The sequence below is a fragment of the Neisseria sp. HMSC061B04 genome (assembly GCF_001836705.1).
In the GTDB taxonomy this organism is placed as follows: Bacteria; Pseudomonadota; Gammaproteobacteria; order Burkholderiales; family Neisseriaceae; genus Neisseria.
The window spans coordinates 75242-100830 of the sequence record NZ_KV830173.1 but is presented as its reverse complement, the minus strand read 5'-3'; the positions used below and the strand labels follow the sequence as shown (position 1 = coordinate 100830).

Genomic DNA, 25589 nt, shown 5'->3' with positions numbered 1-25589 from the left:
CGCCACCGGAAACTGTAACGGGGCGTTACAGTCAACCACAAAAAAGCCATCACATATGTGATGGCAAACGATTCAAAAAAGGTAGTTAAATTTTTACTTAACCATGATGTTACTAGGAAGATTTCTTCGTTCCAAATTCTCAACTTTCAAAATTTCTTCAAAAACTTCTTTCATCGAAAACAATTCTGCCAAATCTCCGGCAATCTGCCTACCTCGGGAGAAATACTGTCTGCAATCAAAATAAATCTTCATATGAAGTAATCGCTCATCAAGGCTGGCATTTGTATTATCCAAAGCCGTACTAATATCTGCCCATTTAAAAAACTTTTTACGCGATTGACGCCCACTGGAAGAAACCACATTTTTGAAAAAGAGCATGTTGGGAATATAGTATTTTTTCAAATCTAAGCTAACCAGGCATTTATTACTCAATTTCAAATGTTCTCTCACGATTGGATATACAAGATCAAGTTCCTGACATGCTTCGTGGAAAGACTGTGCCTCATCGATCAACTTTTCAAGATCAGCTAATTTTAATTCAATTTCTGTTTCTATATCTTCAATTCCCCTTACCCTTAAAAGCCTTTTATATTCCCAAAATTTTAAGTATTTATCCTTACCTGATTTTTGAGTATTCATATTATTCATATCAGCCATACTTCTAAAAACAAATCCAAACAAAAAAGGGGCCAACCGTAACTCTCCTAACACTCGATTGTAACCCCCCGCTCCAACTAGCCTGACAACCCATTGTCACGAACAATATCAACCAACTTATTGAGATCCTCCTGATTCATTTTTTTCTGGATATAAACCAAAGAGGGTTGTGACTCATATACCCAAACAGATAGTGGTATTCTAGGAAGAATTTCTTGGTCAACTGCAGACTTCAATTTTGCTAACTGTTCTGGATCAAGCAGGCTGTCACGTCGAATGTTCTTGATGGCTCTAGTCTCCATAACCGCTATATACAAATCATTCAGTAACTTCCTCATCATCCGACCGCCATTATACAATGTGTCATTACATTGTTTATTAGCCATCATGCCTTTGATATTGAGAGTCTTAACGGCACATACAAAACTATCGTAATCCCGCAACAATTTAACCAGTTTGAAACCATAAGCCCGTAAAGCATTCAATCTGATATGAACAGGGTTATTGTTCTGAATCAAGGTAATCTTCATGCCGGCAGCGGCCAAACTATCAATCTGAGCATGAACCTGTTTTTTTACAGTCTCAAAAAATTCCTCAATTTCGGACATCTGTTTTTCAATCTGCAATAAACGACTTTGGGCATAAGGATTATCGGACATAGCCATACCGAACAACTCGTTACTGAGTGTCAGACCATATCTGATACCTGGCCAACGTGGGCCGTTTTTCTTGTTGTTATTGCCTTCCCACATACGAATACCTTGCTTGGTATGCATAAAAAAACCATCATCACCGGAAGAGGTCAAGCTGCCAATATTTTTAAACCGGTCGTTCTCAGAAGAAAGAATTTCATACTCCCCCCAAACCAAGTGATGTTTTCGACCTGTCTCCTTTTGAAGATGTTGCTTAAGCAGCAATTCATGGGCTTTAAACTCTTCCCACTGTTGGAACTGTTCGTCATCCTCAGTCAACTTTTGATTGACCTTACCCCCCAAAGCCAAAGCAGCACGAGCCATATCGTAACCGTCGCTGAAAGGTGACTGTTTTGTCGTGACTTTGAGTTCAAATTGTTGAGCGACGTGAATCGCACCAGGTTTGACAATATATCTCTGTTTCGCAAATTCCATTTTCAAATCCTATCAAGTTATCAGAAAGTTCTTGTAACGCCCCGTTACAGCTTTTCAAAGAAACATCATAAAATTGTCGTAAAACAAAAATAGATGAAATTTAATTTTATTGATTTATATATTATTAAACTTAAATATTACTTTTTAGCTTTAGCGAGAAACTTTTTCAAATTAGCGCGAGCAGCCTCAATATCCGAAGAATCCAGTTTTTGGATATTCTCTGAATTTTTTTGGTTTTCAAGAGATACCCGTAATTTCTGAGCTTGCTCACGATTGAATTTAACCTGCGGTGCAACAATGGCAGTAAAGTTACCTTGCGAAGCAAGTTGGCATAGTTTAGCTAAAAGGCCGAGTGGACTAGTAACTTCCTTTTTTTGCCCCTCTATCTCATCCAAGATTTCCTGCCTCAAAGCCCAGGAACTTTTTGAAAGATGTTTTGCAAAAATCAAATTTGCCTGTTGACGCATTTGCACGTTGAAGAGCCTTGGATAAATCAAATTAACATCAGCATCAACCACTACCACATGATCTTGTTTGGTAGAACATGACTTGTTGGGTTCGACAGTCATGTAGTTGTAGTTATAAACCCCTTTGTAATTTATATAATAAATAATCTGCCGATTCGACACTTCTGAACTTTCCCAATCGACGCTTGTGAATTTCCCACTATGACCTTTCTTAAAATTCCTATTCGACACTTCCGAATATTCCCTTTCGACACTTCTGAATGTCATATTAGAAAATAGGGGATCATCACTTTTAAAATTGCCCTGAAACCCTTTATCCAATCCATTTGGCCCTTTCCGCCAATCACATTTGGCCCTTTCCGCCAAACTGAGAATTTCACGTTTTTTGGTGTTATATGGATTGAAGCCGTCGTCCTGTTTGCCAGCAAGAAGTTTTTTGATGGCTCTAACAATATCGTGACCATTTACCAGTGTAAAAATACGGCGACTGGCCAAGAAATTCTTCTCATAAATGAGATTCAAATTCTTCAACCTACTTCGAGCTGTTAATTGAGATTTATAAGAGAGAGAGGTTCGTTCTTCCCAATCAGCAGCAGTCAAAGTAGCAAAGGCGTGACGTTGCAAATGTGGGTGTTGAGAAACCAAACCAACAGCATCATTTAAAACACATGACAACAATACAGCCGAGTTAATACAGCCTGTAAGAGAAACCAGGTCACGGTGATAAGCAATTCTCTTAGAAAAGTGCTTTCTAAAATAGAGGGAACTTGTGTTTTGCAAATCAGCCAGCGTAAGCCCAAATTGATCGTCAGTACCACTAGATTTCGCGATCATCTCAGCCATGGTATCCAAGTTCACTTTGATGGCCAAAGCAGCACCCACACCTTTACGGCATGTTTGAATAAGGTTTGTATCAAGAAGCCTATTCTTACAAGTGCGTTGCTCTCTCACTGTCAGACCCGTTTCGGCTTCCATCTGAGCAATAGATTTAAAAATCCAACCATCCCGTTCGGCAACCTCTTTGCTCACTCTTGTCCAATAAATCAACTGCGAAAGCATGGCTGCAGCCTTCAGAGAGCCTGTGATGTCAATCAAACAGCGATAGATGGCGACTCTTCGACTACCTTGCAAAGCTTGCCAGCATTGTGTCAGTTCAGAATTGAACACCTTCGGTGGGGGTAATTTTGTGGCCGTAACCATCACACACATCCGTTCAAATATTCAGAGGTAAGATCAGCAAGCATCTTCAAACTGTATCTACAACGACGCGCTGCCGGCATACCATCAACACAACTTTCAATTAAACCAAAAGAGGTTAATTCGGCAATAGCTCTTTCCTGTTGTCGCCTAGACAACATTGTTGAATGAAAAACATGCTTTTCAGCTGCATGAGTCCAAGGCGACCAGTCACCACGCTTACTCAAATCTTGATATTCAGCCTCACTTTGAAGAAACGACAAATACAAGACGGACACAAAAGAAAGTCCTCTGTCGGCCAATGTCTTCAGATGAAGTTTATTAATCGAAATAGGGGGCGCAACCATATCAAGTACATCGGTTGATTCACTATGTTTGCGTACCAATTCCTCAAACAGTGCATCATTCAAAGTAAATTGGGATTCGGTTGGTGCTACAGTTCTCCGATTGAGTAAAACACCTTTCTGCAGAAGACTACTCCGAATATTTCGCCACTGTTTCGCGGTGATACCTGCTTCATTAAACAACAGATCATTATTCAAGCTTACCCATTCGCCTGGCAGACATTTCTCGACAAACCAACTCAAAAAATATCCCTCGGATACAGAACCGACCGCTTGAGCAAACTGACGCACATATGTGGCTGGCTCTTCCCACAAAGCAACCAAGCCTCGCATGAAGTCATTGGTTGACATGCTTTTAGCAGGAACAAAACCAGTCTCATAATCGTAGGAAGTAGAAAAATCCATATACATGCTCATGCTCCAAAAAACTTTACATCGTTGATGATTGAATGTAACTGTGCAAGGCTATAGCCGGGGAATTCATCGATTAATTGCTGATAGCGAATAAAAATATCACTTTCTTTTTCTGACTTACTCCATGCCTTCAATACTTTGAGTCTAACCTCAATAGACGGCATAACAATTCGCCCTTTAACGACAGGAGTATTCAACTCCAAACGCATCTTTTTAATTTCTGCCGTAGAAATCAAGGAACATAAGTTCATGATCATTTGATTACTGGCCTTATGTTTCAACATCCATCGTAGCCGCTGCATTTGCTGGGAAAATCTTTGTTCGTGATTTTCCATTTCTGCAATTTTGTTTTGCAAAATTTTCAGATCAATAGAATAGGTCACGACATCGGGGCACATTGATGCCAATTTCTCAATTCGCTTTGGGTTCATCCGTTTGAGAGTATTCAAAACATCTTCATGTTCACGCGCGACCAAAGCATTGTAAGAGGCTTCTCGCGGCGTATTTGGCGCGGATGCCAATCTTGTCAATGCAAGATTCGTATAAACCGGATCTGTATTGAACAGTCGATATACGGGATTACTAATAAACGGCTTACGCATCACTCCTCACTCCCTCTATTTTTTAAATTGTTGTACTGTGTGCTCAAAGATAAAATTTCTACCACATTGGCGTGAAATTCATGCTCAGTATTTGTCTGCCAATTCAACACAGAGGCAATGATGTTCTCTTTGTGGCCAATGCCGCAGTTTGTATATTCGTCGTATTTGTCGGGATCTTCGTATGCAATACGAAGTTTTGAATCATTTTTCAGCGAAAGCAGGGGATTTGAGCTATCGCCAACATCAAACATGAAGTTATCGATACCGCAAAGCTTCCACAGGAATGTAAAAACATTGCCGGCTTCCTCATGCAAAACATCAATAGCATAGATTGCATTTTCGGCACTGGATCCTGAAATATGCTCAAATGCTGGATACTCGACATACCAACCGTATGCGAAGTCTTTGTGGGTTTTAAAGCAATCAGACAGGTTCACTTTGGCCAACAACTTGCGAACCGCAGAAAACAGTTTTTTGCTAGTTTGATCCAAAGTAACCTGATGATTCTGAACATCCAGGGCATCGAACCCTGTCTGTTCAGTTCCTTTCGGCTCATTCCCTGCATCAGTCTCTGGGCTATCTTCTTTAGCTGGCACAGATTTAATAGATGAATCCTCTGACTCAGTGTTTTTTTCAGATGCTTCTTTTTGATGCAAATTGAGATCTTGTTTGACAGCTGTTTCAGATTTGTTCTTATCAGATGAATTTTCTGTTTCAGGAAAGGCTTCAGCACCATATTCAAATTTGAATTTGTCGAGTACAAACTGACAAAGCTCATGTACGTCTAACTCTGTTGCAGAATATTGGTTATGCCACTGTTCCAGCACATCTGACCATAAATATTGGAAAGAATCGTCCAACTGAATTGATTTTGAAATTGAGAACAGGGTAGAGTGAAGCTTTTTTATTTCTTCTACTTTTGCATGGGAAAGTTTGAATGCGTATTCTTGCAGCTCCTGTAAATTATCAGAAGCAAAAAAGAACAGTCCCAGAGTTTTATGAGAAACCGTAAGGCCCTTATCAGAAAACATCACTTCCAGTTCGCGCAAAGAAAGTTTCCCTGAGTCAGATTCATCTTGGAAAATATCGCGAATTTCGGCGTATTTGCAGGCTTTATCCCAAAAACACATTTCAGCACGCAGTTCGTTTTCAACAAGGTGCGCAACCTGCAATGTAGTTTCGTCAGAGTAGGGGATGTAAATGCACGGCATCATACGGAAGCAGTTATCGCCAGTTTCTTCCAAGAGTTCGCGCAAGATTTTGAGACGGGTATTACCACCCTGTGCCAGTACATATTTACTTTCGCCAGGTCGCTGGGTAACGTGTACCGGTTGTTGAATACCTGAAGAACGGATGGACTCTTTGATGGCCGCGTAACTGGAAACATCATGTAAACGGCGTGGGTTTTTGTCAAAGAAATCGATTTCGCTGATTGGCAACGACATTAACATGCCGTGAGAAGGAGTATCCTCGAGGCCAAAACGCATATTTGTCTGTGCAGGGGTACCGATGTCCAGGCTCAAGGCTGCTTTAGTTTGGTCCAGATTCATGACTGTACCTCCTCTTGCAGCAGGCTGGCCATGTCATTGAAACAGCTTCCACGCAATTTTTTCTGTTCGATACCTGGGAAAATCTCATAAACAATACGGTGCATGATTTCATAAGCAGGCAACATCTTTGTAAGCTGTTTACGCTCATGACAATGAACGGGAACTCGTAAAGTAGTGGCTTCCTTATATGCTTTGGCGGCAGGAACAGCTACGCTTAACAATTTACGTCTATCGTCTAAGGTGTTGCTAAAGAAGTCTTTGATATGAGAGGCAACGAATTTTGCATCCTTGGTACGATCTTGTGCGTAGATGATGGCTCGTAATTGAGGCATTGGAATACGCATTGCTTCGCCTCTTTGCAGTCGCTTCAGCAGTTCTTGGGTACCAGTAAGGAACTCACGGGCACTCAAAACTTCGGGCATGATTGGACAGAGTAAGCATGAGGCAGCAAAGGCAGCTGTATCCAAGAGAGGGCCGACTGCACCTTGAGTATCAATCAAAACAACATCGTAGTTATTCTGAATGTATTGTGAATGTAGTTTGCTTCTCAGTAAAAAGGCACGGTCGGGACGAGAAGTTACTTCAGTCTCGACTAAAGCAGAAATGTTATTGGAAATAACGATGTCTAAATTTGGAAAAATGGTATTGGATATTGTTGAGCGGATGACTTCTTCGGTATTTTCACCGAGAAGCAATTCGACAATACCATTTGGAGCGCGGTGGCTTATTGGGTAGTATTTAGACAGTGATGGCTGAACGTCGCAGTCGATCATTAGGACGCGGAGTCCAATATCGGCGAGAACGCCGGAGACATTAGCAATGAGTGTTGTTTTGCCTACGCCGCCTTTGGTAGCGGCCGCAGACAATATTACGGGTGCGGACATAATATTTCCTTGTATAATCAAGGAACAACGTCAGCGTGAAGAGGTAATTCAAGATGCGAAGAATATGCTTAAATCATCTTGAATAGAAAATTTAACATAATATAAATTATGCGAACTTACACTGTTATGATGTAAAAGCCTTTTTCACAAATTATGGCCACAACCAAGCCCATGTGCTTCGGCCTTCGCCTTGCAGTAAAACTAAAGTTCGGCAAGCTGAGGCTGTATTCATGCATTCGAGACCGACTCCGTAAGTTGATAAGGCTGCGGCAATTTTGGGATGTATGAATTGTTGTTTCGCTCCGGTACCGATAATGATGACTTCAGGACGGTTTTCTGCTGCCTCAATTGCTGATACAAAAATTTGTTCGTTTAATTCTCCGATGGTCGCTTGAGGAATGATGCTAATTTTGCCACCTTGCCAGCAAATGGGTTTTGAGTATGTTTGTTCACCAATTTGCAATATGCCTTGCGAGGGTGAAAAAAATGATGTGGCTTCGGTAAGATGATTTTCTGTAATTTTCATGGTAATTCCTGTTTTTATGGCGGAACAATTTTTCAGACGGTCTCTGGAAACTTGCAAAAAAAGGTGCAAAATCAAGCAATATCAGGTAGGATTCAATGTTTGACCTTGTGCATTGATGCTTTGCTCTGAATTGACGATTGCAAGCGATTATAACAAGCCTTGGTTTTTCGTGATTATTTTAAAGTATCGGCTCAAAAGGAGACACAATGAAGCCAGTAAATATCGGTCTTTTAGGTTTGGGTACAGTCGGTGGCGGTACGGCTACTGTATTGCAGGACAATGCTGCGGAAATCAGCCGCCGTTTGGGACGTGAAGTCCGTATTTCTGCTGTTTGCGATTTGAGCGAAGAAAAAGCCAAACAAATTTGCCCGAATGCTGCTTTTATCAAAGACCCATTTGAGCTGGTTCAGCATCAAGATGTTGATGTTGTTGTTGAATTGTTTGGCGGTACCGGTATTGCCAAAGATGCGGTATTGAAAGCGATTGAAAACGGCAAACATATTGTTACTGCCAATAAAAAACTGCTGGCCGAATACGGCAATGAAATTTTCCCTTTGGCGGAAGAAAAAAATGTCATGGTGCAGTTTGAAGCTGCTGTTGCCGGCGGGATCCCCATTATCAAGGCTTTGCGTGAAGGCTTGGCTGCGAACCAAATCCGCAGTATCGCCGGTATTATTAATGGTACCAGCAACTTCATTCTGACTGAAATGCGTGAAAAAGGCAGCGCGTTTGCAGACGTATTGAAAGAAGCTCAGGCTTTGGGCTATGCAGAAGTTGACCCTACTTTTGACATCGAAGGTCATGATGCCGGCCATAAAATTACGATTATGAGCGCATTGGCATTTGGTACGCCGATGAACTTTTCTGCCTGCTATCTGGAGGGCATCAGCAAACTCGACAGCCGCGACATCAAATATGCTGAAGAACTCGGCTACCGTATCAAATTGTTGGGTATTACCCGTAAAACCGACAAAGGCATCGAGTTGCGCGTACACCCTACTCTGATTCCTGAAAGCCGTCTGTTGGCTAATGTGAACGGTGTGATGAATGCCGTCCGTGTCAATGCCGATATGGTTGGTGAAACCTTGTATTATGGTGCAGGCGCCGGTGCATTGCCGACTGCTTCTGCCGTGGTTGCCGATATTATTGATATTGCCCGTCTGATTGAAGCGGAAACTGACCACCGTGTCCCTCACTTGGCATTCCAACCTTCACAAGTTCGAGCGCAAAATATTCTGCCTATGGATGAAATTACCAGCGGCTACTATCTGCGCGTTCAAGCAACTGACGAGCCGGGTACTTTGGGTCAAATTGCCGCCCTCTTGGCCAAAGAAAATGTTTCTATCGAGGCTTTGATTCAAAAAGGTGTGATTGATCAAAGTACTGCCGAAATCGTGATTTTGACTCACACAACTGTGGAACGTAATGTCAAACGCGCTATCGCAGCGATTGAGGCACTGAGCTGCGTAGATGCTCCGATCACCATGATCCGCATGGAAAGCCTGCATGACTGAGCAACAAACAGACAAGCCGTCTGAAGAACAATTGGCGGCCAGAAAGAAAGCCAAGGCAAAAATCCGTACCATCCGCATTTGGGCATGGGTAATTTTGTCTTTGCTGGCGCTGACCGCCCTGCTCTCGCAATGCGCCATGAACAAGCCGCAGATGAAACAAAATGTGGTGGAGTCTTGCGTGAAAAATATTCCTTTCGCTGAAAAATGGCAAGCTGATTTGAAGGCAAAAGGTTTGGATGCGCAAAACGAGAAATTGGCTCAAGACTATTGTGTCTGCATGTGGGATCAGCCTTTAAGCAAACTCTCTGACGAGCAAATCCGAACCTTCGGTAAAATCAGCCCTGAGGAGCAACTAAAACTTTTGGGTGGCGCGGAAGCCTTTGAGGCACGCGATAAGCAATGTGTGGCTGATTTAAAAGCTGAATAAACCAATATCGGTTTAAACCAAAGATACAAGGCCGTCTGGAATTCCAGACGGCCTTTCTTATATTAATTAAATAATAATAGGAATTGATTTCATTATATTTTAAGTTTAAGATAGCTTGGTTAATTGCTTTTCTATGGTTGTTGCCATGCGTTACCATTTTCCTATTGCCGTTGATATTTATGATTTTTTGTATACCGGCCGGTTTGACTATCTGGAAATCGGACAATCGGCAGAGTCTATTTTGCAGATGTTTCCTGCACCTGATTGCGTCCCTAAAGGCTTGTTGGTACAAAAAGGCTGGAATATTTGGCTTTATGGCGACATCGAGCTGCATTTCTCCGACAATCGGCTGACTCAGATTCGTGCTGATTTTCAACCTGATGCTGCATTAAGCGGCGGCCGTTGGGTAAAGTTGAATCCGTGGTTTTTCGCAAATGGCTGCCTTGATGTGTATGCCGTCATTCAACGTTTGGTGCAACGCAATATCGATTTTATTAAAACGGAAACGCATACCAATTTAATTTTACACTTGCAAAGCGGGGTTGAATTGATTTTTGAAAAATGTCGGGGCATGCAACTTGCCTCGTTCCGCAAACAAAAAGCCTCCCTGCCCTACTGGGCGCGCGAAACAGCTTCTTAAATAAACAATGCCGTCTGAAAACATCATTTCAGACGGCATTATCAGTTACAAACCATTCAATAATTGTCGGATTTTGGTCATTGTCATAGAAACCTGTTCGTTACAGCCTTCATTCCCTTTCCCATTATCAAAACAATCAATGCTGCTGACGCTGCAAAAGTGGGCATAGGCCATTTTCAACTCCCTGGCCAAAACGGCTTCTGGCATACCGGTCATCCCGAGTACATCTACGCCATCGCGGCGATAACGGGCAATTTCGGCATGGGTCGGGCGGCGCGGGCCTTGCAGGCAGCCATAAACGGCGGCGTCGTAAATCGGCACATTGTGTGCTTTTGTGATGTTCAATAATTCTTGCCGCAACTCATTGCTATAAGGGTTGAAAAAATCGGTATGGACGACCGGGCATTCTTGGCCTTCAAAAAAGGTATCTTTGCGGCCATAGGTATAGTCGATCAAATTGTCCGGCAGCACCAGGCTGCCGTTTTCAAAATCAGGATTGATGCCGACGACTGAAGAAATGGCAATAATGTTTTCAACGCCTAAAGAGTGCAACGCCCAGATATTGGCGCGGTAGTTGATTTCATGCGGCGCGATGGTATGGCTGAAGCCGTGTCGGGCAAGGAAAACAATGTCCAAACGCCCCAACCTGCCGAATAAAATAGGACTGCTGGTTAAACCGTAAGGGGTACGGACGATTTTTCGTTCGGTAATTTCAAGCTCCGGCAGTTTGGTCAAGCCGCTGCCGCCGATAATGGCTAACATATAGACTTCCTTTATTATCAATGGCCGTCTGAAACTTGGATTTCAGACGGCCTTAATATCATCGATTTATTTATGTTTGTAGAAATGGCTGCCGAAATAGGCAGATGCACCTTCACGCAATATAACCAGCGTCACGGCGGCAAGCGGCAGGCCGGCAAGCATACCGACAAAACCCATCAGTTGTCCGAAAGCCATCAACGAGAAAATCACCCAGAACGGAGACAAACCGATGCGGTCGCCGACGATTTTAGGCGTAATGAAAAAGCTTTCCAAGAATTGTCCGACACCGAATACAGCCCAGACCATCAACAAACCCTGCCATGAGCCATATTGCAAAAGCGCGGCAACTGTTGCCAGCAAAAGGCCGGTAAATGCACCCAAATACGGAATAAATACCAAAATACCGGCAATCATACCGATGGCAAAGCCGGAATCCAAACCGACCAGCATCAAGCCCAAGCCATAGACCAAGCCCATAATCATCATCACCATCAGCTGGCCGCGCAGAAACTCGCCCAAAACTTCATCCATATTGCCGCTGATACGCGTGTAAGTTTCGATAAAACGGCGCGGAACCAATTTGCTGATTCCGGAAGACCAGCGTTTCCAATCCAACAAGAAGTAATACAGCAGCAAAGGTAACAACACCAAATTGCTGACGCCGCTGATCACGTTGCCGCTTTGACGCATCAAGGTAGGAATCCATTCTTTGAGCGTATTGCTCAACTCATCCGTATGCGACTGCAACCATGCGATGATTGATTCTTGATCGATTTGAATATAATCCCCGCTGACGCTGTTGAGCCACGGCAGCAATTTGTTTTGAACAAAGCCTACGATTTGTGGCAGGCGTTCGGCCAGATTGTTAAACTGGTTCAACAACATAGGCACGATAATCAGCACCAACGACAGCAATATCAGCAAAGCCAGTGCCATAATAATCATAGAGGCCGGCGCGCGACGGATACGCTTCAGTTGCAGCCACTCGACCAAGGGATTCAAAACATAGGCCAAAACGGCGGCTACGATAAACGACGTCAAAACATCGCCCAAGGCATATAAAAGCCAAATAAAGGCTGCGATGACGCAAGCCATAATAATCCACGGTTTTACACTGCGCGCTTTCTTTTGATACATAAAAAGGTATTTCCCAATTGATGTTTAAGGTTTTCGAAATAAATAAGCAGTATAACAGATTCACAAAGGCCGTCTGAAAGCGCGACGGCTATTAAGATAAAATAAAAATTGTTGACAATAATGCCAAAAAATTCAGCCTGAATCCTCCAATTTAAGATAAAATACGCTCCGACAATCTACCCATACCCGAATAAGGAAATCCAATGAGCACTTCTTTGAGCTATCGTGACGCAGGCGTGGATATCGACGCAGGCGATCAACTGGTCGAAAACATCAAACCTTTTGCCAAGCGTACTATGCGCCCTGAAGTGTTGGGTGATTTGGGCGGTTTCGGCGCTTTGGTCGAAATCGGCAAAAAATACAAAAATCCGGTATTGGTTTCCGGTACGGACGGCGTCGGCACCAAGCTGAAACTGGCATTCGACTGGGACAAACACGATACCGTCGGCATCGATTTGGTTGCCATGAGCGTCAACGACATTTTGGTTCAAGGTGCAGAACCTTTGTTCTTCTTGGACTATTTCGCTTGCGGCAAGCTGGATGTTGCCCGCGCGACTGATGTGATTAAAGGTATTGCTCAAGGTTGCGAAGAATCCGGTTGCGCTTTGATTGGCGGTGAAACTGCCGAAATGCCGGGCATGTATCCCGAAGGCGAATACGACTTGGCCGGTTTTGCCGTCGGCGTGGTTGAAAAAGAACGCGTGATTAACGGCCGCAGCATTCAGGCCGGAGATGTTGTTTTGGGCTTGGCTTCCAACGGCGCACACTCCAACGGCTACTCCTTGGTACGCAAAATCATCGAGCGCGACAATCCTGATTTGGACGCGGAATTCGACAACGGCAAAACCTTGCGCGAAGCCATCATCGCTCCTACCCGCCTGTATGTGAAACCTATTCTTGCCGCTTTGGAAAAATTTACCATTAAAGGCATGGCCCACATTACCGGCGGCGGCATTACCGAAAACGTACCTCGCATTTTGCCTGAAAATACCGTTGCGCAAATCGATGCCAAAGCGTGGGAATTGCCTAAATTGTTCCAATGGCTGCAAAAAGCGGGCAATGTGGAAACCCAAGAAATGTACCGTACGTTCAACTGCGGTATCGGCATGGTCGTTATCATTGCCAAAGAAGATGCCGATGCGGTACAGGCATTCTTGAGCGAACAAGGCGAAACCGTTTATCGTTTGGGCGTTATTCGTGAACGCAACGGCGACGAGCATCAAACCCAAGTGGCTTGATTTGAGATGCAATGAAAAAGTGCGGATGATGAATCCGCACTTTTTTATTTACACTACCCTAGCCTACTTCTTCCAAAAATCCTGCCAACTGTGCCGTATCGTGGGCAATCATCAGCTCTTCATTGGTTGGCACAACCAAAACAGCCGGAGAAGAACCTGTCGGGCTGATAATGCCTGAATTGCCGTAGCGTTTTTCCATATTGGCTTTGGTGTCGATGTGCAGACCCAAGAAATCAAGATAAGAAACGGTTTTGGCACGGATGTTACGTGAGTTTTCGCCGATACCGCCGGTGAATACGAGTGCGTCAACGCCGCCACAAGCCACAGCCATCGAAGCAATATATTTGGCAAGGCGGTAAGTCATTACTTCCAAAGCCAAACGAGCGCCTTCATGGCCTTCGTCCGCCGCGATTTCCAAAGAACGGCAGTCGTTGGAAAGTTCGGAAATACCGAGCAATCCTGATTTTTTGTTCAACATTTCATCAACTTGGGCAACATCCAAACCGGCATGGGAAGTCAGATAGCTGTATACGCCCGGATCGATGTCGCCGCAACGGGTACCCATCACCAAGCCTTCAATCGGCGTGAAGCCCATACTGGTGTCAACGGATTTGCCGTTTTTAATGGCGGTAATGGATGCGCCGTTGCCTAAGTGGGCAATAATCATGCGGATGTCTTCCAGCGGTTTGCCCAAGATGCGTGCGGCTTCAGGGGCAACGTAACGCATACTGGTGCCGTGGAAACCGTAGCGGCGGAAAGCGTATTTTTTGCGCAATTCACGCGGCACGGCGTAAGTGTAGGCACGCTCCGGCATGGTTTGGTGGAACGAAGTATCCATCACGCCGACATTGGGCAGGCCCGGGAAGTGCTCTTGCGCGGCCAAAATACCGTTGATATTGGCAGGGTTGTGCAGCGGAGCGAGCGGAATGCAGGCATTGAGTTCATCCATTACCGCTTGGTCGATCAAAACAGATTCATTATATTTCTCGCCACCGTGTGCGATGCGGTGGCCGATGGCTTTAATGCGGTCGTGCAAGCCGTGTTTTTCAAGCTCTTTCAACAGCATACCTACGGCACCGGCATGGTCGTTACGGCCGATCAAAGCTGTTTGGCATTTTTTGCCGTCTTTGCTGAACGTAATAACTGCTTCGGGCGTACCCAAACGTTCGCCGAGACAGCTTAAGAGAACTTTGCCGTTTTTACGGTCGATAACGGCACCTTTGAGTGAAGAGCTGCCGCAGTTCAGAACAAGAATGAGTTGGTTGGACATGGTGTTTCTCCTTTGAATTTTTGATTGTTTTTTTGGCTTCAGGCCGTCTGAAAAGAGCAAAAACATTTGAGAGCTTTCCAGATTGCCTTTGGTTTGGTGTTTAGTCAGGCTTCATGCCCAACCCTAATCTCCATTGCAGGTATCGCTACCTGACTAAAATTTGCTTATTTGGTTTTCAGACGGCCTTGTTTAATGGCGTGGCCGTCTGAAAACTTAAAAGCAATCTTCCGGCACTCGGACTTGTCCTTCCATAATCACGCGTGCGCTACGGCTCATGACTGCTTTGGTGGCCGTCCATTGTCCATCCTGACATTCGGCGGCTGCACCGACACGCAGTGTGCCTGACGGATGGCCGAAACGGACTTCTTTACGCGCTCCGCCTCCGGCTGCAAGGTTGACCAGCGTTCCGGGCACAGCGGCGGCGGTAGCGATGGCGACTGAAGCGGTACCCATCATGGCGTGGTGCAATTTACCCATGCTCAGCGCGCGTACCAACAAGTCGATGTCTGCCGCTTTGACGGTTTTGCCGCTTGAAGCGGTGTAATCGGCCGCAGGGGCGACAAAAGCGACTTTCGGAGTATGGGCGCGGGTGGCGGCTTCGGATACATCGCTGATCAAGCCCATTTTCAGCGCGCCATACGCGCGGATGGTTTCAAATTTTTCCAAAGCCGCAGTATCGTTGTTGATGTCGTCTTGCAACTCTTTGCCTGTATAGCCCAAATCTGCAGCGTTGAGGAAAATGCTTGGAATACCGGCATTGATAAGCGTGGCTTTCAGACGGCCTATATTCGGCACATCAATTTCATCAACCAAATTGCCGGTTGGGAACATACTGCCTTCGCCGTCGGCTGGATCTAAAAATTCGATTTGTACTTCGGCTGCCGGGAACGTTACGCCGTCAAGCTCAAAATCGCCCGTTTCCAAGACTTCGCCGTTTTGCATCGGCACATGGGCAATAATGGTTTTGCCGATGTTTTTCTGCCAGATTTTGACGGTACACAGGCCGTCTGAAGGGATTTTGGATTTATCGACCAAACCTTGTTCGATGGCAAATGCGCCCACGGCGGCGGTCAGATTGCCGCAGTTGCCGCTCCAATCGACAAAAGGTTTGTCGATGGAAACTTGTCCGAACAAATAATCGACATCGTGATCGGAACGTTCGGATTTGTCCAAAATTACGGCTTTGCTGGTGGACGAACTGGCATTGCCCAAACCGTCAATCTGTTTGCCGTAAGGGTCGGGACTGCCGAGTACGCGCAAGAGGATTTTGTCGCGAGCCTCGCCTGCTTCCTGCGCCGCGGCCGGCAGATCAGTGCGTTTGAAGAAAATGCCTTTAGATGTACCGCCGCGGTAGTAAACGGCTGGAATTTTAATTTGCGGCATTTCGAGTTCTCCTTTGTATTTCTAGTATGGTTTTTTCAAACGGCCTCTCAAACATTCGAGGCCGTCTGAAAACCTTTTTGAGCATAGCCCGGGCATTTTGACGATGCCCGATTTACCTTACGCTGCATTCCCTTCCAAAAAATCCTGTGCAAACCGTTGCAGCACGCCGCCGGCTTCGTACACCAGCACTTCCTCTGCGGTATCGAGGCGGCAGGTCACGGGGACTTCGACGGTTTCGCCGTTTTTGCGGTGAATGACTAAGGTCAGGTCGCCTCGCGGTTTGCGTTCGCCGACCACGTCGTAGGTTTCCGTGCCGTCCAGTTGCAGGGTGTGGCGGTTGGTGCCGGATTTGAATTGCAGCGGCAAGACACCCATGCCGATGAGGTTGGTGCGGTGGATGCGCTCGAAGCCTTCGGCGGCGATGGCTTCCACGCCCGCCAGCCGCACGCCCTTCGCCGCCCAGTCGCGGCTGGAGCCTTGTCCGTAGTCCGCGCCGGCAATGATGATGAGCGGCTGTTTGCGGTTCATATAGGTTTCGATGGCTTCCCACATGCGCATGGTTTCGCCTTCGGGTTCGACGCGGGCGAGCGAGCCTTGGCGCACGCTGCCGTCTTCGTTTTTCACCATTTCGTTAAACAATTTGGGATTGGCGAAGGTGGCGCGTTGGGCGGTGAGGTGGTCGCCGCGGTGGGTGGCGTAGGAATTGAAGTCTTCTTCGGGCAAACCCATTTTTGCCAAATATTCGCCTGCGGCACTGCTGGCCAAAATCGCATTGGACGGCGAAATGTGGTCGGTGGTGATGTTGTCGGGCAAAATCGCCAGCGGACGCATACCTCTTAATGTGCGTTCCCCTGCCAATGCGCCTTCCCAGTAAGGTGGGCGGCGGATGTAGGTGGACATCGGACGCCAGTCGTACAGCGGACTCGGGGCCTTTTGCGCTTTGCCGGTGTCGAACATCGGTACATACACGTCGCGGAACTGCTGCGGTTTCACATATTCGGCAACGACGGCATCGATTTCTTCGTCGGTCGGCCAAATGTCTTTCAGGCGGATTTCGCGGCCGTCTGAAACGCCGAGTACGTCGTTTTCAATATCGAAACGGATGCTGCCTGCCAGCGCGTAGGCAACGACCAACGGGGGCGAAGCGAGGAAAGCTTGTTTCGCATACGGATGGATACGGCCGTCGAAGTTGCGGTTGCCCGACAGTACGGCGGTGGCGTACAAATCACGGTCGATGATTTCTTTTTGGATTTTCGGATCCAGCGCGCCGCTCATGCCGTTGCAGGTGGTGCAAGCGAAGGCGACGATACCGAAGCCGAGTTTTTCCATTTCAGGCAACAAGCCTGCTTCTTTCAAATAGATTTCAGCCACTTTCGAGCCGGGGGCGAACGAAGATTTCACCCAAGGTTTGCGTTTCAAGCCGAGGCGGTTGGCATTGCGTGCCAAGAGCGCGGCGGCGACAACGTTGCGCGGATTGGAAGTATTGGTACAGGAAGTAATCGCGGCAATAATCACTGCGCCGTCAGGCATTTGGCCGTCTGAAGGCTCTTCGTAAGGTTTAGCCAAGCCTTTGCTGGCCAAATCGGTGGTCGCAAAACGGGCATGCGGGTTGCTCGGGCCTGCCATATTGCGCGTTACGCTGCTCAAATCAAACTTCAACACGCGCGGATAAACGGCGGTTTTCAAGGCATCTGCCCACAAACCTGCGGTTTTGGCATAGGTTTCCACCAATTTCACCTGTGCGTCGTCGCGTCCGGTCAGTTTCAAATAATCAATGGTTTGCTCGTCGATGGCGAACATTGCGGCAGTCGCGCCGAACTCAGGGGTCATGTTGGAAATGGTTGCGCGGTCGCCGATCGACAGGCTTCTTGCACCTTCACCGAAAAACTCGACAAATGCACCAACCACGCGCTCTTTACGCAAGAATTCGGTCAGTGCCAACACGATGTCGGTGGCAGTAATGCCCGGCTGGCGTTTGCCGGTCAGCTCAACGCCGACGATATCGGGTAGGCGCATCATGGACGCGCGACCCAACATCACGGTTTCGGCTTCCAAACCACCCACGCCTACGGAAATAACGCCCAATGAATCGACGTGCGGCGTATGTGAGTCAGTACCGACGCAGGTGTCGGGGAATGCCACGCCGTTTTTGACTTGAATAACCGGAGACATTTTTTCCAAGTTGATTTGGTGCATAATGCCGTTGCCTGCTGGAATCACGTCCACATTTTCAAAGGCGGTTTTTGTCCAGTTGATAAAGTGGAAACGGTCTTCGTTGCGCCGGTCTTCGATTTCGCGGTTTTTGCGGAAGGCATCGGGGTCGTAGCCTCCGCATTCAACGGCCAGAGAGTGGTCGACGATAAGCTGGGTTTGCACCACCGGATTCACTTTGGCAGGATCGCCGCCTTTTTCGGCAATTGCATCGCGCAGACCTGCCAAATCCACCAACGCTGTCTGACCCAGAATATCGTGACACACCACGCGCGCCGGATACCAAGGGAAGTCGATTTCCTGTTTTCCCTCAATCAGCTGGCCCAGCCAGCTTTGCAGCGTAGGCAGGTCGACTTTGTCTGCGCGGTTGACCAAGTTCTCAGCTAAGATGCGGCTTGTATAAGGCAGCTTGTCGTAAGAGCCTGGTTTGATGTCTTCACACGCCTGACGCGCGTCGTAATATTCCAAATCCGTACCGGGCAAAGCTTTACGGTAGCGTTGGTTGGCAGTCATGTCGGTTCTCCTAAATCTATTCTTTTTTTGGTTTTGGGGTTTCAGACGGCCTGTTGATTCGGACCTTCAGGCCGTCTGAAACCATAAATTCGGTTTTATTGCTTGTGATTTGAAATCTATTCGCGGTATGAAAAAAAATTGCCGCTCTGCTACCATCATTCCCGTATAGACGGAAATCCAAACTTAAATCTTTCAGCACTCTTTACAGCAGAACATTTCAACTTTTGAATTTCTGCCTGTATGGGAATGACGACAGCAGAGCAGCATGTTTTCCAAACGGCCGGCTCTCTCTCTCGCATACTGCACTAGGCCGTCGAAAAACGAAAACTTAATTTATTCATTGTTTTCAAACGGCATTTCGAGATGGGGCGGGCTGGCGGCCCACCCTGCTGTTACGCGTATCAGCGGTTTTCAATCTCCACGAATGCCAAATCTTCAGGGCCTGTGTAGTTTGCGCTCGGACGGATGATTTTGCCGTCTTTGCGTTGCTCGAGAACGTGTGCGCTCCAACCGGTTGTACGGGAAATCACGAACAGCGGTGTGAACATAGCGGTCGGTACGCCCAATTTTTGGTAGGAAACGGCGGAGAACCAGTCCAGATTCGGGAACATTTTTTTCTCTTCCCACATCACGCTTTCCAAACGTTCGGCAATGTCAAAGAGGCGCATATCGCCGGTTTCTTTGCTCAAACCGCGTGCCACTTCTTTAATGACAACGTTGCGAGGGTCGGAAATGGTGTACACCGGATGACCAAAACCGATCACGATTTCCTTGCGGCCGATGCGTTCGCGGATGTCGGCTTCGGCTTCATCGGCATTGCGGTAGCGTTTTTGGATGTCGTAGGCAACCTCGTTCGCGCCGCCGTGTTTCGGACCTTTCAACGCGCCGATTGCACCGGTAATGCTGGAGTACATATCAGAGCCTGTACCGGCAATCACGCGGGCGGTAAAGGTGGAGGCGTTGAACTCATGCTCCGCATACAGAATCAGTGAAACGTGCATGGCTTTAATGTGTGATTCGCTTGGACGTTTGCCGTGCAACAGGTGCAGGAAATGGCCGCCGATGGTGTCTTCGTCGCTTTCGACTTCAATGCGTCTGCCGTTGTGCGAATATTGATACCAATACAACAAGATGCTGCCGAGGCTGGCGATCAGTTTATCAGCGATGTCGCGCGCTTCACTTTCCGGATGGCTTTCGCGTTCGGGATGAACGCAGCCCAGCATGGATACGCCGGTACGCATCACATCCATCGGATGGGTATGTGCAGGCAGGCTTTCCAACACTTTAATCACACGGATAGGCAGGCCGCGCATGGATTTGAGCTTGGTTTTATAAGCGGCCAACTCGAATTTGTTGGGCAGATGGCCGTGAATCAGCAGGTGGGCGACTTCTTCAAACTCGCATTTTTGTGCCAAGTCCAAGATGTCGTAACCGCGATAGCTCAAATCGTTGCCGGTACGGCCGACGGTACACAATTCGGTATTGCCCGCCGCAACGCCGGAAAGCGCAACGGATTTTTTCGGTTTGAAAGTCGGGGTTTGAGTAGTTTCAGTCATGGTATTTCTCCTTTGTATTTTTATGGGTTTTATTTTTCAGACGGCCGATGCGGATTTATTGAAAGGCCGTCTGAAAGCGGTTACTTATTTTTGAAACAATTTATCCAGTTTTTGCTCGAAGGCATGATAGTTCAGATGCTCGTACAGCTCGGCACGGGTTTGCATACTGTCAACCACCGCCGCCTGAGTGCCATCGCGCATAATCGCTTCATAAACATTCAAAGCAGCTTTGCTCGCGGCGCGGAACGATGACAGCGGATACAACACCAGCGATACGCCGTTTTCAGCCAGCTCGCTTTGGGTATAAAGCGGCGTTGCACCAAATTCGGTAATGTTCGCCAACACAGGGACTTTCACCGCGTCCGCAAATTGGCGGTACATGTTCAAATCGGTCATGGCCTCAGGGAAAATCATGTCCGCACCGGCTTCCACGCAAGCTTGGGCGCGTTCGATGGCGGCATCCAAACCTTCCACCGCCAGCGCATCGGTACGCGCCATAATCACGAAGTTCTCATCAACGCGGGCATCGACGGCAGCTTTGATACGGTCGACCATTTCATCTTTAGAAACAATGGCTTTGTTCGGACGGTGGCCGCAGCGTTTTTGCGCTACCTGATCTTCGATATGAACTGCTGCAACACCGGCGCGTTCAAAGTTGCGAATCGTACGAGCGATATTGAACGCTCCGCCCCAACCCACATCGATGTCCACCAGCAAAGGCGTATCCACATTGTCCGTAATCCGCCGCGCATCAATCAGCACATCTTCCATTGTAGTAATACCCAAATCAGGAATGCCGCAAGAACAGGCTGCTACGCCGCCGCCAGACAGATAAATCGCCTTGAAACCGCTTTGGGTGGCCAATCGCGCAAAATAAGCATTGACGCAACCGACGACGGCAAGAGGATTCGATTCTTTCACGGCTTGACGGAAACGCGCTCCGGCAGAGTGTTGGCTCATCATATTTCTCCTTTATAGACTTTTATCAGTATCAATCGGCCGGTTCGGTTTTCTCCAAACCAGAAACGAACCGTTTAAAAAGAAACAATCGTTTCAAAAACTGTTTTCAGACGGCCTGTAAAATTTCCATTATCAACCATCTAAAAATTTAAAATCAATAAAAACAAATAGTTATTAAAAATATTGAATACAATAAGGCTGAAGCGGAGGTATTTGTTTTTTAAATATTATTAATCAGTATATGAATGCAACAGGGGAAAGAAGTTTTAAAACCCGAAGTGTTTGTGGGAATGCGGAAACTGGATTCGGGTTGAGAGCCTTCAGACCGCCGCGACTGGCAATAAGCAGACGACGACGGGATCGGCGGAGAGGGGAGAAAATCTATAACAAGAGAGAGTGGTTTGATACAGATTCATGATGATGTTCCTTTGTAGTGCGATGTAGTTTTTATTTATGGAAACAAATTTAAAAAATAAAACCGGTCTTGTCAAACACTTTTTTCAAAAAAATTATAAAAAATTCAGTTATTAATAAACGATTTTTTTGCAACAAACATAAAAAACGGACAGTCCCTGCCACATCAAACCCTGATGTAGCCTGGCTTCTGTCCGTTTTGTATTTTGGGTTTATAGTCAGAATGATTGTAAACAATCCATCAAAAAATAATTTATAATTGATTCATTTATAAGGAATTTTTAAATACGTTATCAAAAAAATTAGATTTTTTTAGCCTATGGCCGTTCAGACGGCCTCTATCGGATGGCTACTTCGCGCTAAATGCCGTCTGAAAAGTCTGTTTGCCGACGGTAATATCGGCAGTGTAATCATGGCGGCCTTCGACGCAAAACGGCAAGCGGATTTGCAAAGCCTGCCAGCTTTGCGGAGATCGTTGCGCCAGATTATAGCGGTTGAAGCCCATGTCCATGTTTTTCATACTGAAACTGATACTGACCGCCCCTGTATTTTGCGGAACATTCTCTATCACGATATCAAACGGCTCGTGCGTATTGATGGATGTCGCACGCACTTTTGAACCGTCAGGCAGGACGCAGCCTTGTATTAAATTACATTCGACTACTTTCGTTTTTGATTGCTGTTGCTGCCACCAATCTAAGAGCAGCAGTTTGGCTGCCGCAAACACAATCAGTAAAACAGCGGCAATCAAAAGCTTTTGATTTTTACTCATTTCAGACGGCCTCAATGTCATTATCGGTCAAAACGGCATGCGCACCCATACTCTGCCACTGTTCGCGATAAATGGAAACCAGACTTTCCGGAGCTGCCACAATCAGCGGCATCGCCACGCCTTGCGCCAAAATATCCGCAACTTGCCCGGCGGCCGCTTCGTCAGCCACTTTCCAAACAACGGCATCCGCATTTTGCACCTGCCGCCATTGTTCGGCATTTTCAATGATTGGCCACACACTGGACGCTTCTTGCGGCTTGCCTTGTTGCCAATCGGCAAATTCCAGCAATACGGCAGATGCGGTTTGATGAGCCAATCCATATGGCGCAACATGATATTCGCCCATGCTGTTTTGACCGCTGAAGCCGCTTTTCAGACGGCCTTGAAGCCGGCGCGGAATGGATAGGGAGCGTAACAATGCGCTATTGGCTGGCAGCATCGGCGCAACGGTAAAATCCCCTGCTTTTTGCCATGCCCATTTCTGCCCTTCCCTCGATTGGATTTCGCCCGCCCATTGGTCGGCTTCCACCCATAAAAAATGCAGGCGTACATGTGCGTGTTCGTAGGAATGGACTTTGGTCAGCCACGGCGTAGCGGCAAGGATACGGATGCCGAGTTCTTCTTCAAATTCGCGTTGCAAAGCTTGAAAATCGCTTTCGCCGGCTTCCACCTTGCCGCCGGCAAATTCCCAATAGCCGGCATACGGCTTGCCCTCCGGGCGGGAACTGAGCAGGTAGCGGCCGTTTTGGTCGAGCAAAATTCCGGCAACCACTTGCACCAAGGGACGTGTGTCTTCAGTCATCATGAGATTATTCTTAATATGCGGCAGGCGGCGACACCTGCCGATTTATGCGTAAAAAAAACGATGTCGGGCCTATGCGCCCGACTTTTAACAAATATCCAATCCTTCAGGCCGTCTGAAAAGGATGTTCTATTCCAGAATACTTAAATCCGGCCTTATTTTTCCGCAATGACAAAAGCCATGACGGTATCTTCTTCATCGCTCATGCTCAGATGACAGCCGCGGATGCCCTGCTCTTCCAGCCATTTGCTCAAAGCCGGTGCAAAAAACAATTCAGGCTTGCCCAATGCGTCATGCCCGACACCGATATTGCGGAAGGACACCACGCCGCGTATGCCCGTCCCGACGGCTTTGGCAAAAGCCTCCTTGGCGGCAAAGCGTTTGGCAAGATAGTTGACCGGTTTGCCTGCCTGCGGAAACTCCAACAGCTCTTCCGGACTAAGAATGCGTTGCGCAAATGCCAGTCCGAATTTTTTGTTCAGGCGGATAATGCGTTTGAGGGAAACAATATCCGTGCCTATTCCGTAAATCATGGGTCTGCTCCTTGTTTAAATAGTCAGGCCGTCTGAAAATGCGGCTACCGGCCAAAGCAAACCGCTTTAGCCGGTATGGCTGATGCCCTTAAGGCAGCATTCTTGCCCTGAACATGACTTCCTTCATTTGGCGGACCGCTTCAGGCAGGCCGAGGAAGAGTGCTTGGGAAATCAGAGAGTGGCCGATGTTCAGCTCGCGGATGGCGAGAATTTGGGCAATCGGCGTTACGTTGTGAATGGTCAGGCCGTGTCCGGCGTTGACGATCAAGCCCAAATCGCTGGCGTAATGCGCACCGTTTTGAATGCGCTCGAATTGTTTCATCTGCTCGGCATGGCCGTGTGCATCGGCATACGCACCTGTGTGCAACTCGATAACGGGTGCGCCGACATCATGGGCGGCTTGGATTTGCGCGTTGTCGGCATCGATAAACAAGGACACGCGGATGCCAGCGTCGGTCAGGATTTTGGTGAACTCGGCCACTTTATCCTGTTGCGCCAATACGTCCAAACCGCCCTCGGTGGTTACTTCTTGGCGTTTTTCAGGCACGATGCACACATCTTCCGGCATGACGTTGAGCGCGTTTTCCAGCATTTCTTCGGTCAGCGCCATTTCCAAATTCAGGCGCGTGCGGATGGCGTTTTTAACGGCAAACACGTCCGCATCTTTAATATGGCGGCGGTCTTCACGCAAGTGCATGGTAATCAAATCTGCGCCGTGGGTTTCCGCAATCAGCGCCGCTTCGACAGGGCTGGGATAAATCGTACCGCGCGCATTGCGGACGGTGGCAATATGGTCGATGTTTACGCCTAACAACATAATAATGTCCTTTCTTTAAAGTTTCAGACGGCCTGAGCCTGCTCATATCAAAGGCCGTCTGAAAAATTCAACTGCCCAAACCAAACTGCTGCAACTGCTGCAAAACCTGCCGAGACTTGATGCCCTCGGGCAGAAGGTTGTCAATCAAAAGCCGTGTTACTTTCAAAGCCTGCCTCAGACTTTCCTGATGAACAAAGCTGCCTTCCCTCAAATCGATTAACGTCGCGCCCGATACGGCAACGCCTTTATTGAGCGCGTGAAAGCGGTCGGCCTCTGCCAAGGTTACCACAGCCTCCTCCGGCGTGAGCCAATACGTTTCTTCGCCGTTGATTTCATTACCGTTGCCATCATGGAATAAATCGGGGGCAAAGCCCAAGCGTGTCAGCAGCATCCATTCAAAACGGCGCAATGCGGCAATGTGGTTGGCCTCGCAACAAATGGTTTTCATGGTTTCCGCCAAAACATCGTAAAGCTCGGGCAACGGGTCTTCGCGGACGGTCAACTTCAGCATCAACTCGTTCACATACAATCCGCTGAACAAAGCCCTGCCCTGCGGCTGCGGCCAACCGCCTATCCATTCGGCGCGATGCAGGGTCTTCAACTCTTGCGAACCATACCAAGACGCGCTCACCGGCACAAACGGCACCAACACGCCGCGCAACTCGCTCTGCCGTTTGCGTGCGCTTCTGGCCAACAAAGCCACACGTCCATAACGGCGGCTGAAGGCCTCCACCCACAAGCTGCTCTCGCGCCAAGGGGCGGAAGCAAGCAGAAAGACGGGTTCGTGGTTGATGCGGTTCGGTTGCGCCATAAGGATTTGGAAAGATAAAGATTGTGTCGATTATAACGGAAAATTGACACAAAAGGCCGTC

Annotated in this window: 24 protein-coding genes; 4 read left to right on the top strand and 20 right to left on the bottom strand. The window is 47.3% G+C overall.

Annotated elements, in window-relative coordinates; translation table 11 throughout:
* Positions 1 to 93: 93 nt before the first annotated feature.
* From HMPREF2661_RS01340 to HMPREF2661_RS01305, 8 genes are all read right to left on the bottom strand, one after another.
* Positions 94 to 639: a hypothetical protein gene (locus tag HMPREF2661_RS01340; protein WP_283119030.1), complete on the bottom strand. Its 546-nt coding sequence runs from the start codon at positions 637 to 639 to the stop codon at positions 94 to 96.
* 95 nt (positions 640 to 734) lie between these two features.
* Positions 735 to 1784 carry an AcaB family transcriptional regulator gene (locus HMPREF2661_RS01335; RefSeq protein ID WP_049323319.1) on the bottom strand — a complete coding sequence of 350 codons (1050 nt, stop codon included), beginning with the start codon at positions 1782 to 1784 and terminating at the stop codon, positions 735 to 737.
* A gap of 137 nt (positions 1785 to 1921) precedes the next feature.
* Positions 1922 to 3451, bottom strand: a complete 1530-nt coding sequence (locus tag HMPREF2661_RS01330) for a hypothetical protein (protein WP_070822151.1) — start codon at positions 3449 to 3451, stop codon at positions 1922 to 1924.
* On the bottom strand, positions 3451 to 4197 hold the full coding sequence (locus HMPREF2661_RS01325; RefSeq protein WP_283119029.1) for a hypothetical protein: 747 nt from the start codon (positions 4195 to 4197) through the stop codon (positions 3451 to 3453). Before HMPREF2661_RS01325 ends, HMPREF2661_RS01330 begins: the two co-directional genes overlap by 1 nt.
* 8 nt (positions 4198 to 4205) lie before the next feature.
* Positions 4206 to 4808: an STY4526/YPO1902 family pathogenicity island replication protein gene (locus HMPREF2661_RS01320; RefSeq protein WP_084824294.1), complete on the bottom strand. Its 603-nt coding sequence runs from the start codon at positions 4806 to 4808 to the stop codon at positions 4206 to 4208.
* A complete protein-coding gene (locus HMPREF2661_RS01315) occupies positions 4808 to 6358 on the bottom strand; it encodes a ParB family protein (RefSeq protein WP_070822150.1) in 1551 nt (516 codons plus the stop codon). The genes HMPREF2661_RS01320 and HMPREF2661_RS01315 overlap by 1 nt, the downstream gene beginning before the upstream one ends.
* Positions 6355 to 7242 carry a ParA family protein gene (locus tag HMPREF2661_RS01310; protein WP_070822149.1) on the bottom strand — a complete coding sequence of 296 codons (888 nt, stop codon included), beginning with the start codon at positions 7240 to 7242 and terminating at the stop codon, positions 6355 to 6357. The genes HMPREF2661_RS01315 and HMPREF2661_RS01310 overlap by 4 nt, the downstream gene beginning before the upstream one ends.
* Before the next feature lie 151 nt (positions 7243 to 7393).
* Positions 7394 to 7768 carry an MTH938/NDUFAF3 family protein gene (locus HMPREF2661_RS01305; protein WP_070822148.1) on the bottom strand — a complete coding sequence of 125 codons (375 nt, stop codon included), beginning with the start codon at positions 7766 to 7768 and terminating at the stop codon, positions 7394 to 7396.
* 206 nt (positions 7769 to 7974) lie between these two features.
* On the opposite strand from HMPREF2661_RS01305, the gene HMPREF2661_RS01300 reads away from it, so the two are divergent.
* From HMPREF2661_RS01300 to HMPREF2661_RS01290, 3 genes are all read left to right on the top strand, one after another.
* Positions 7975 to 9282 (top strand): homoserine dehydrogenase, encoded by a 1308-nt coding sequence (locus tag HMPREF2661_RS01300; RefSeq protein ID WP_070822147.1) that lies wholly within the window; start codon positions 7975 to 7977, stop codon positions 9280 to 9282.
* Positions 9275 to 9709 carry a hypothetical protein gene (locus HMPREF2661_RS01295; RefSeq protein WP_070822146.1) on the top strand — a complete coding sequence of 145 codons (435 nt, stop codon included), beginning with the start codon at positions 9275 to 9277 and terminating at the stop codon, positions 9707 to 9709. Before HMPREF2661_RS01300 ends, HMPREF2661_RS01295 begins: the two co-directional genes overlap by 8 nt.
* Positions 9710 to 9854: 145 nt before the next feature.
* A complete protein-coding gene (locus HMPREF2661_RS01290; protein ID WP_070822153.1) occupies positions 9855 to 10349 on the top strand; it encodes a hypothetical protein in 495 nt (164 codons plus the stop codon).
* 45 nt (positions 10350 to 10394) lie between these two features.
* On the opposite strand, the gene HMPREF2661_RS01285 is transcribed toward HMPREF2661_RS01290, so the two are convergent.
* Together HMPREF2661_RS01285 and HMPREF2661_RS01280 are read right to left on the bottom strand one after the other, a co-directional pair.
* Positions 10395 to 11111, bottom strand: coding sequence for an S-methyl-5'-thioinosine phosphorylase (locus HMPREF2661_RS01285; protein WP_070822145.1), 717 nt, complete (start codon positions 11109 to 11111; stop codon positions 10395 to 10397).
* A gap of 66 nt (positions 11112 to 11177) precedes the next feature.
* On the bottom strand, positions 11178 to 12248 hold the full coding sequence (locus HMPREF2661_RS01280) for an AI-2E family transporter (protein WP_070822144.1): 1071 nt from the start codon (positions 12246 to 12248) through the stop codon (positions 11178 to 11180).
* A gap of 203 nt (positions 12249 to 12451) precedes the next feature.
* Here HMPREF2661_RS01280 and purM point away from each other — a divergent pair, with 203 nt between their 5' ends.
* Positions 12452 to 13486 carry a phosphoribosylformylglycinamidine cyclo-ligase gene (gene purM, locus HMPREF2661_RS01275; protein WP_070814155.1) on the top strand — a complete coding sequence of 345 codons (1035 nt, stop codon included), beginning with the start codon at positions 12452 to 12454 and terminating at the stop codon, positions 13484 to 13486.
* 58 nt (positions 13487 to 13544) lie between these two features.
* Here the strand turns inward: purM and HMPREF2661_RS01270 are convergent, their stop codons facing one another.
* The 10 genes from HMPREF2661_RS01270 to recO all read right to left on the bottom strand — a co-directional run bounded on the left by HMPREF2661_RS01270 (position 13545) and on the right by recO (position 25528).
* Positions 13545 to 14756, bottom strand: a complete 1212-nt coding sequence (locus HMPREF2661_RS01270) for an acetate kinase (protein WP_070822143.1) — start codon at positions 14754 to 14756, stop codon at positions 13545 to 13547.
* 213 nt (positions 14757 to 14969) lie between these two features.
* Positions 14970 to 16139 carry a 2-methylaconitate cis-trans isomerase PrpF gene (prpF, locus tag HMPREF2661_RS01265; protein ID WP_049322352.1) on the bottom strand — a complete coding sequence of 390 codons (1170 nt, stop codon included), beginning with the start codon at positions 16137 to 16139 and terminating at the stop codon, positions 14970 to 14972.
* Between the two features lie 117 nt (positions 16140 to 16256).
* The gene (gene acnD, locus HMPREF2661_RS01260) at positions 16257 to 18863 is read right to left on the bottom strand and encodes a Fe/S-dependent 2-methylisocitrate dehydratase AcnD (protein ID WP_070822142.1); all 2607 of its coding nucleotides are present in this window, start codon (positions 18861 to 18863) and stop codon (positions 16257 to 16259) included.
* 401 nt (positions 18864 to 19264) lie between these two features.
* Positions 19265 to 20419: a bifunctional 2-methylcitrate synthase/citrate synthase gene (prpC, locus tag HMPREF2661_RS01255; RefSeq protein WP_049322354.1), complete on the bottom strand. Its 1155-nt coding sequence runs from the start codon at positions 20417 to 20419 to the stop codon at positions 19265 to 19267.
* A gap of 84 nt (positions 20420 to 20503) precedes the next feature.
* Entirely contained in the window at positions 20504 to 21379 is an 876-nt protein-coding gene (gene prpB / locus HMPREF2661_RS01250) for a methylisocitrate lyase (RefSeq protein WP_036490908.1), read from the bottom strand.
* Positions 21380 to 22142: 763 nt separating this feature from the next.
* A complete protein-coding gene (locus tag HMPREF2661_RS01245) occupies positions 22143 to 22565 on the bottom strand; it encodes a hypothetical protein (RefSeq protein WP_070822141.1) in 423 nt (140 codons plus the stop codon).
* Between the two features lies 1 nt (position 22566).
* Positions 22567 to 23367, bottom strand: coding sequence for an NUDIX domain-containing protein (locus HMPREF2661_RS01240; protein ID WP_193388254.1), 801 nt, complete (start codon positions 23365 to 23367; stop codon positions 22567 to 22569).
* A 155-nt stretch (positions 23368 to 23522) separates the two neighbouring features.
* Entirely contained in the window at positions 23523 to 23900 is a 378-nt protein-coding gene (acpS, locus tag HMPREF2661_RS01235) for a holo-ACP synthase (protein ID WP_003746639.1), read from the bottom strand.
* A gap of 88 nt (positions 23901 to 23988) precedes the next feature.
* Positions 23989 to 24717 carry a pyridoxine 5'-phosphate synthase gene (gene pdxJ, locus HMPREF2661_RS01230; RefSeq protein WP_070822140.1) on the bottom strand — a complete coding sequence of 243 codons (729 nt, stop codon included), beginning with the start codon at positions 24715 to 24717 and terminating at the stop codon, positions 23989 to 23991.
* 67 nt (positions 24718 to 24784) lie between these two features.
* The gene (gene recO, locus HMPREF2661_RS01225; protein ID WP_070822139.1) at positions 24785 to 25528 is read right to left on the bottom strand and encodes a DNA repair protein RecO; all 744 of its coding nucleotides are present in this window, start codon (positions 25526 to 25528) and stop codon (positions 24785 to 24787) included.
* Positions 25529 to 25589 lie beyond the last annotated feature (61 nt).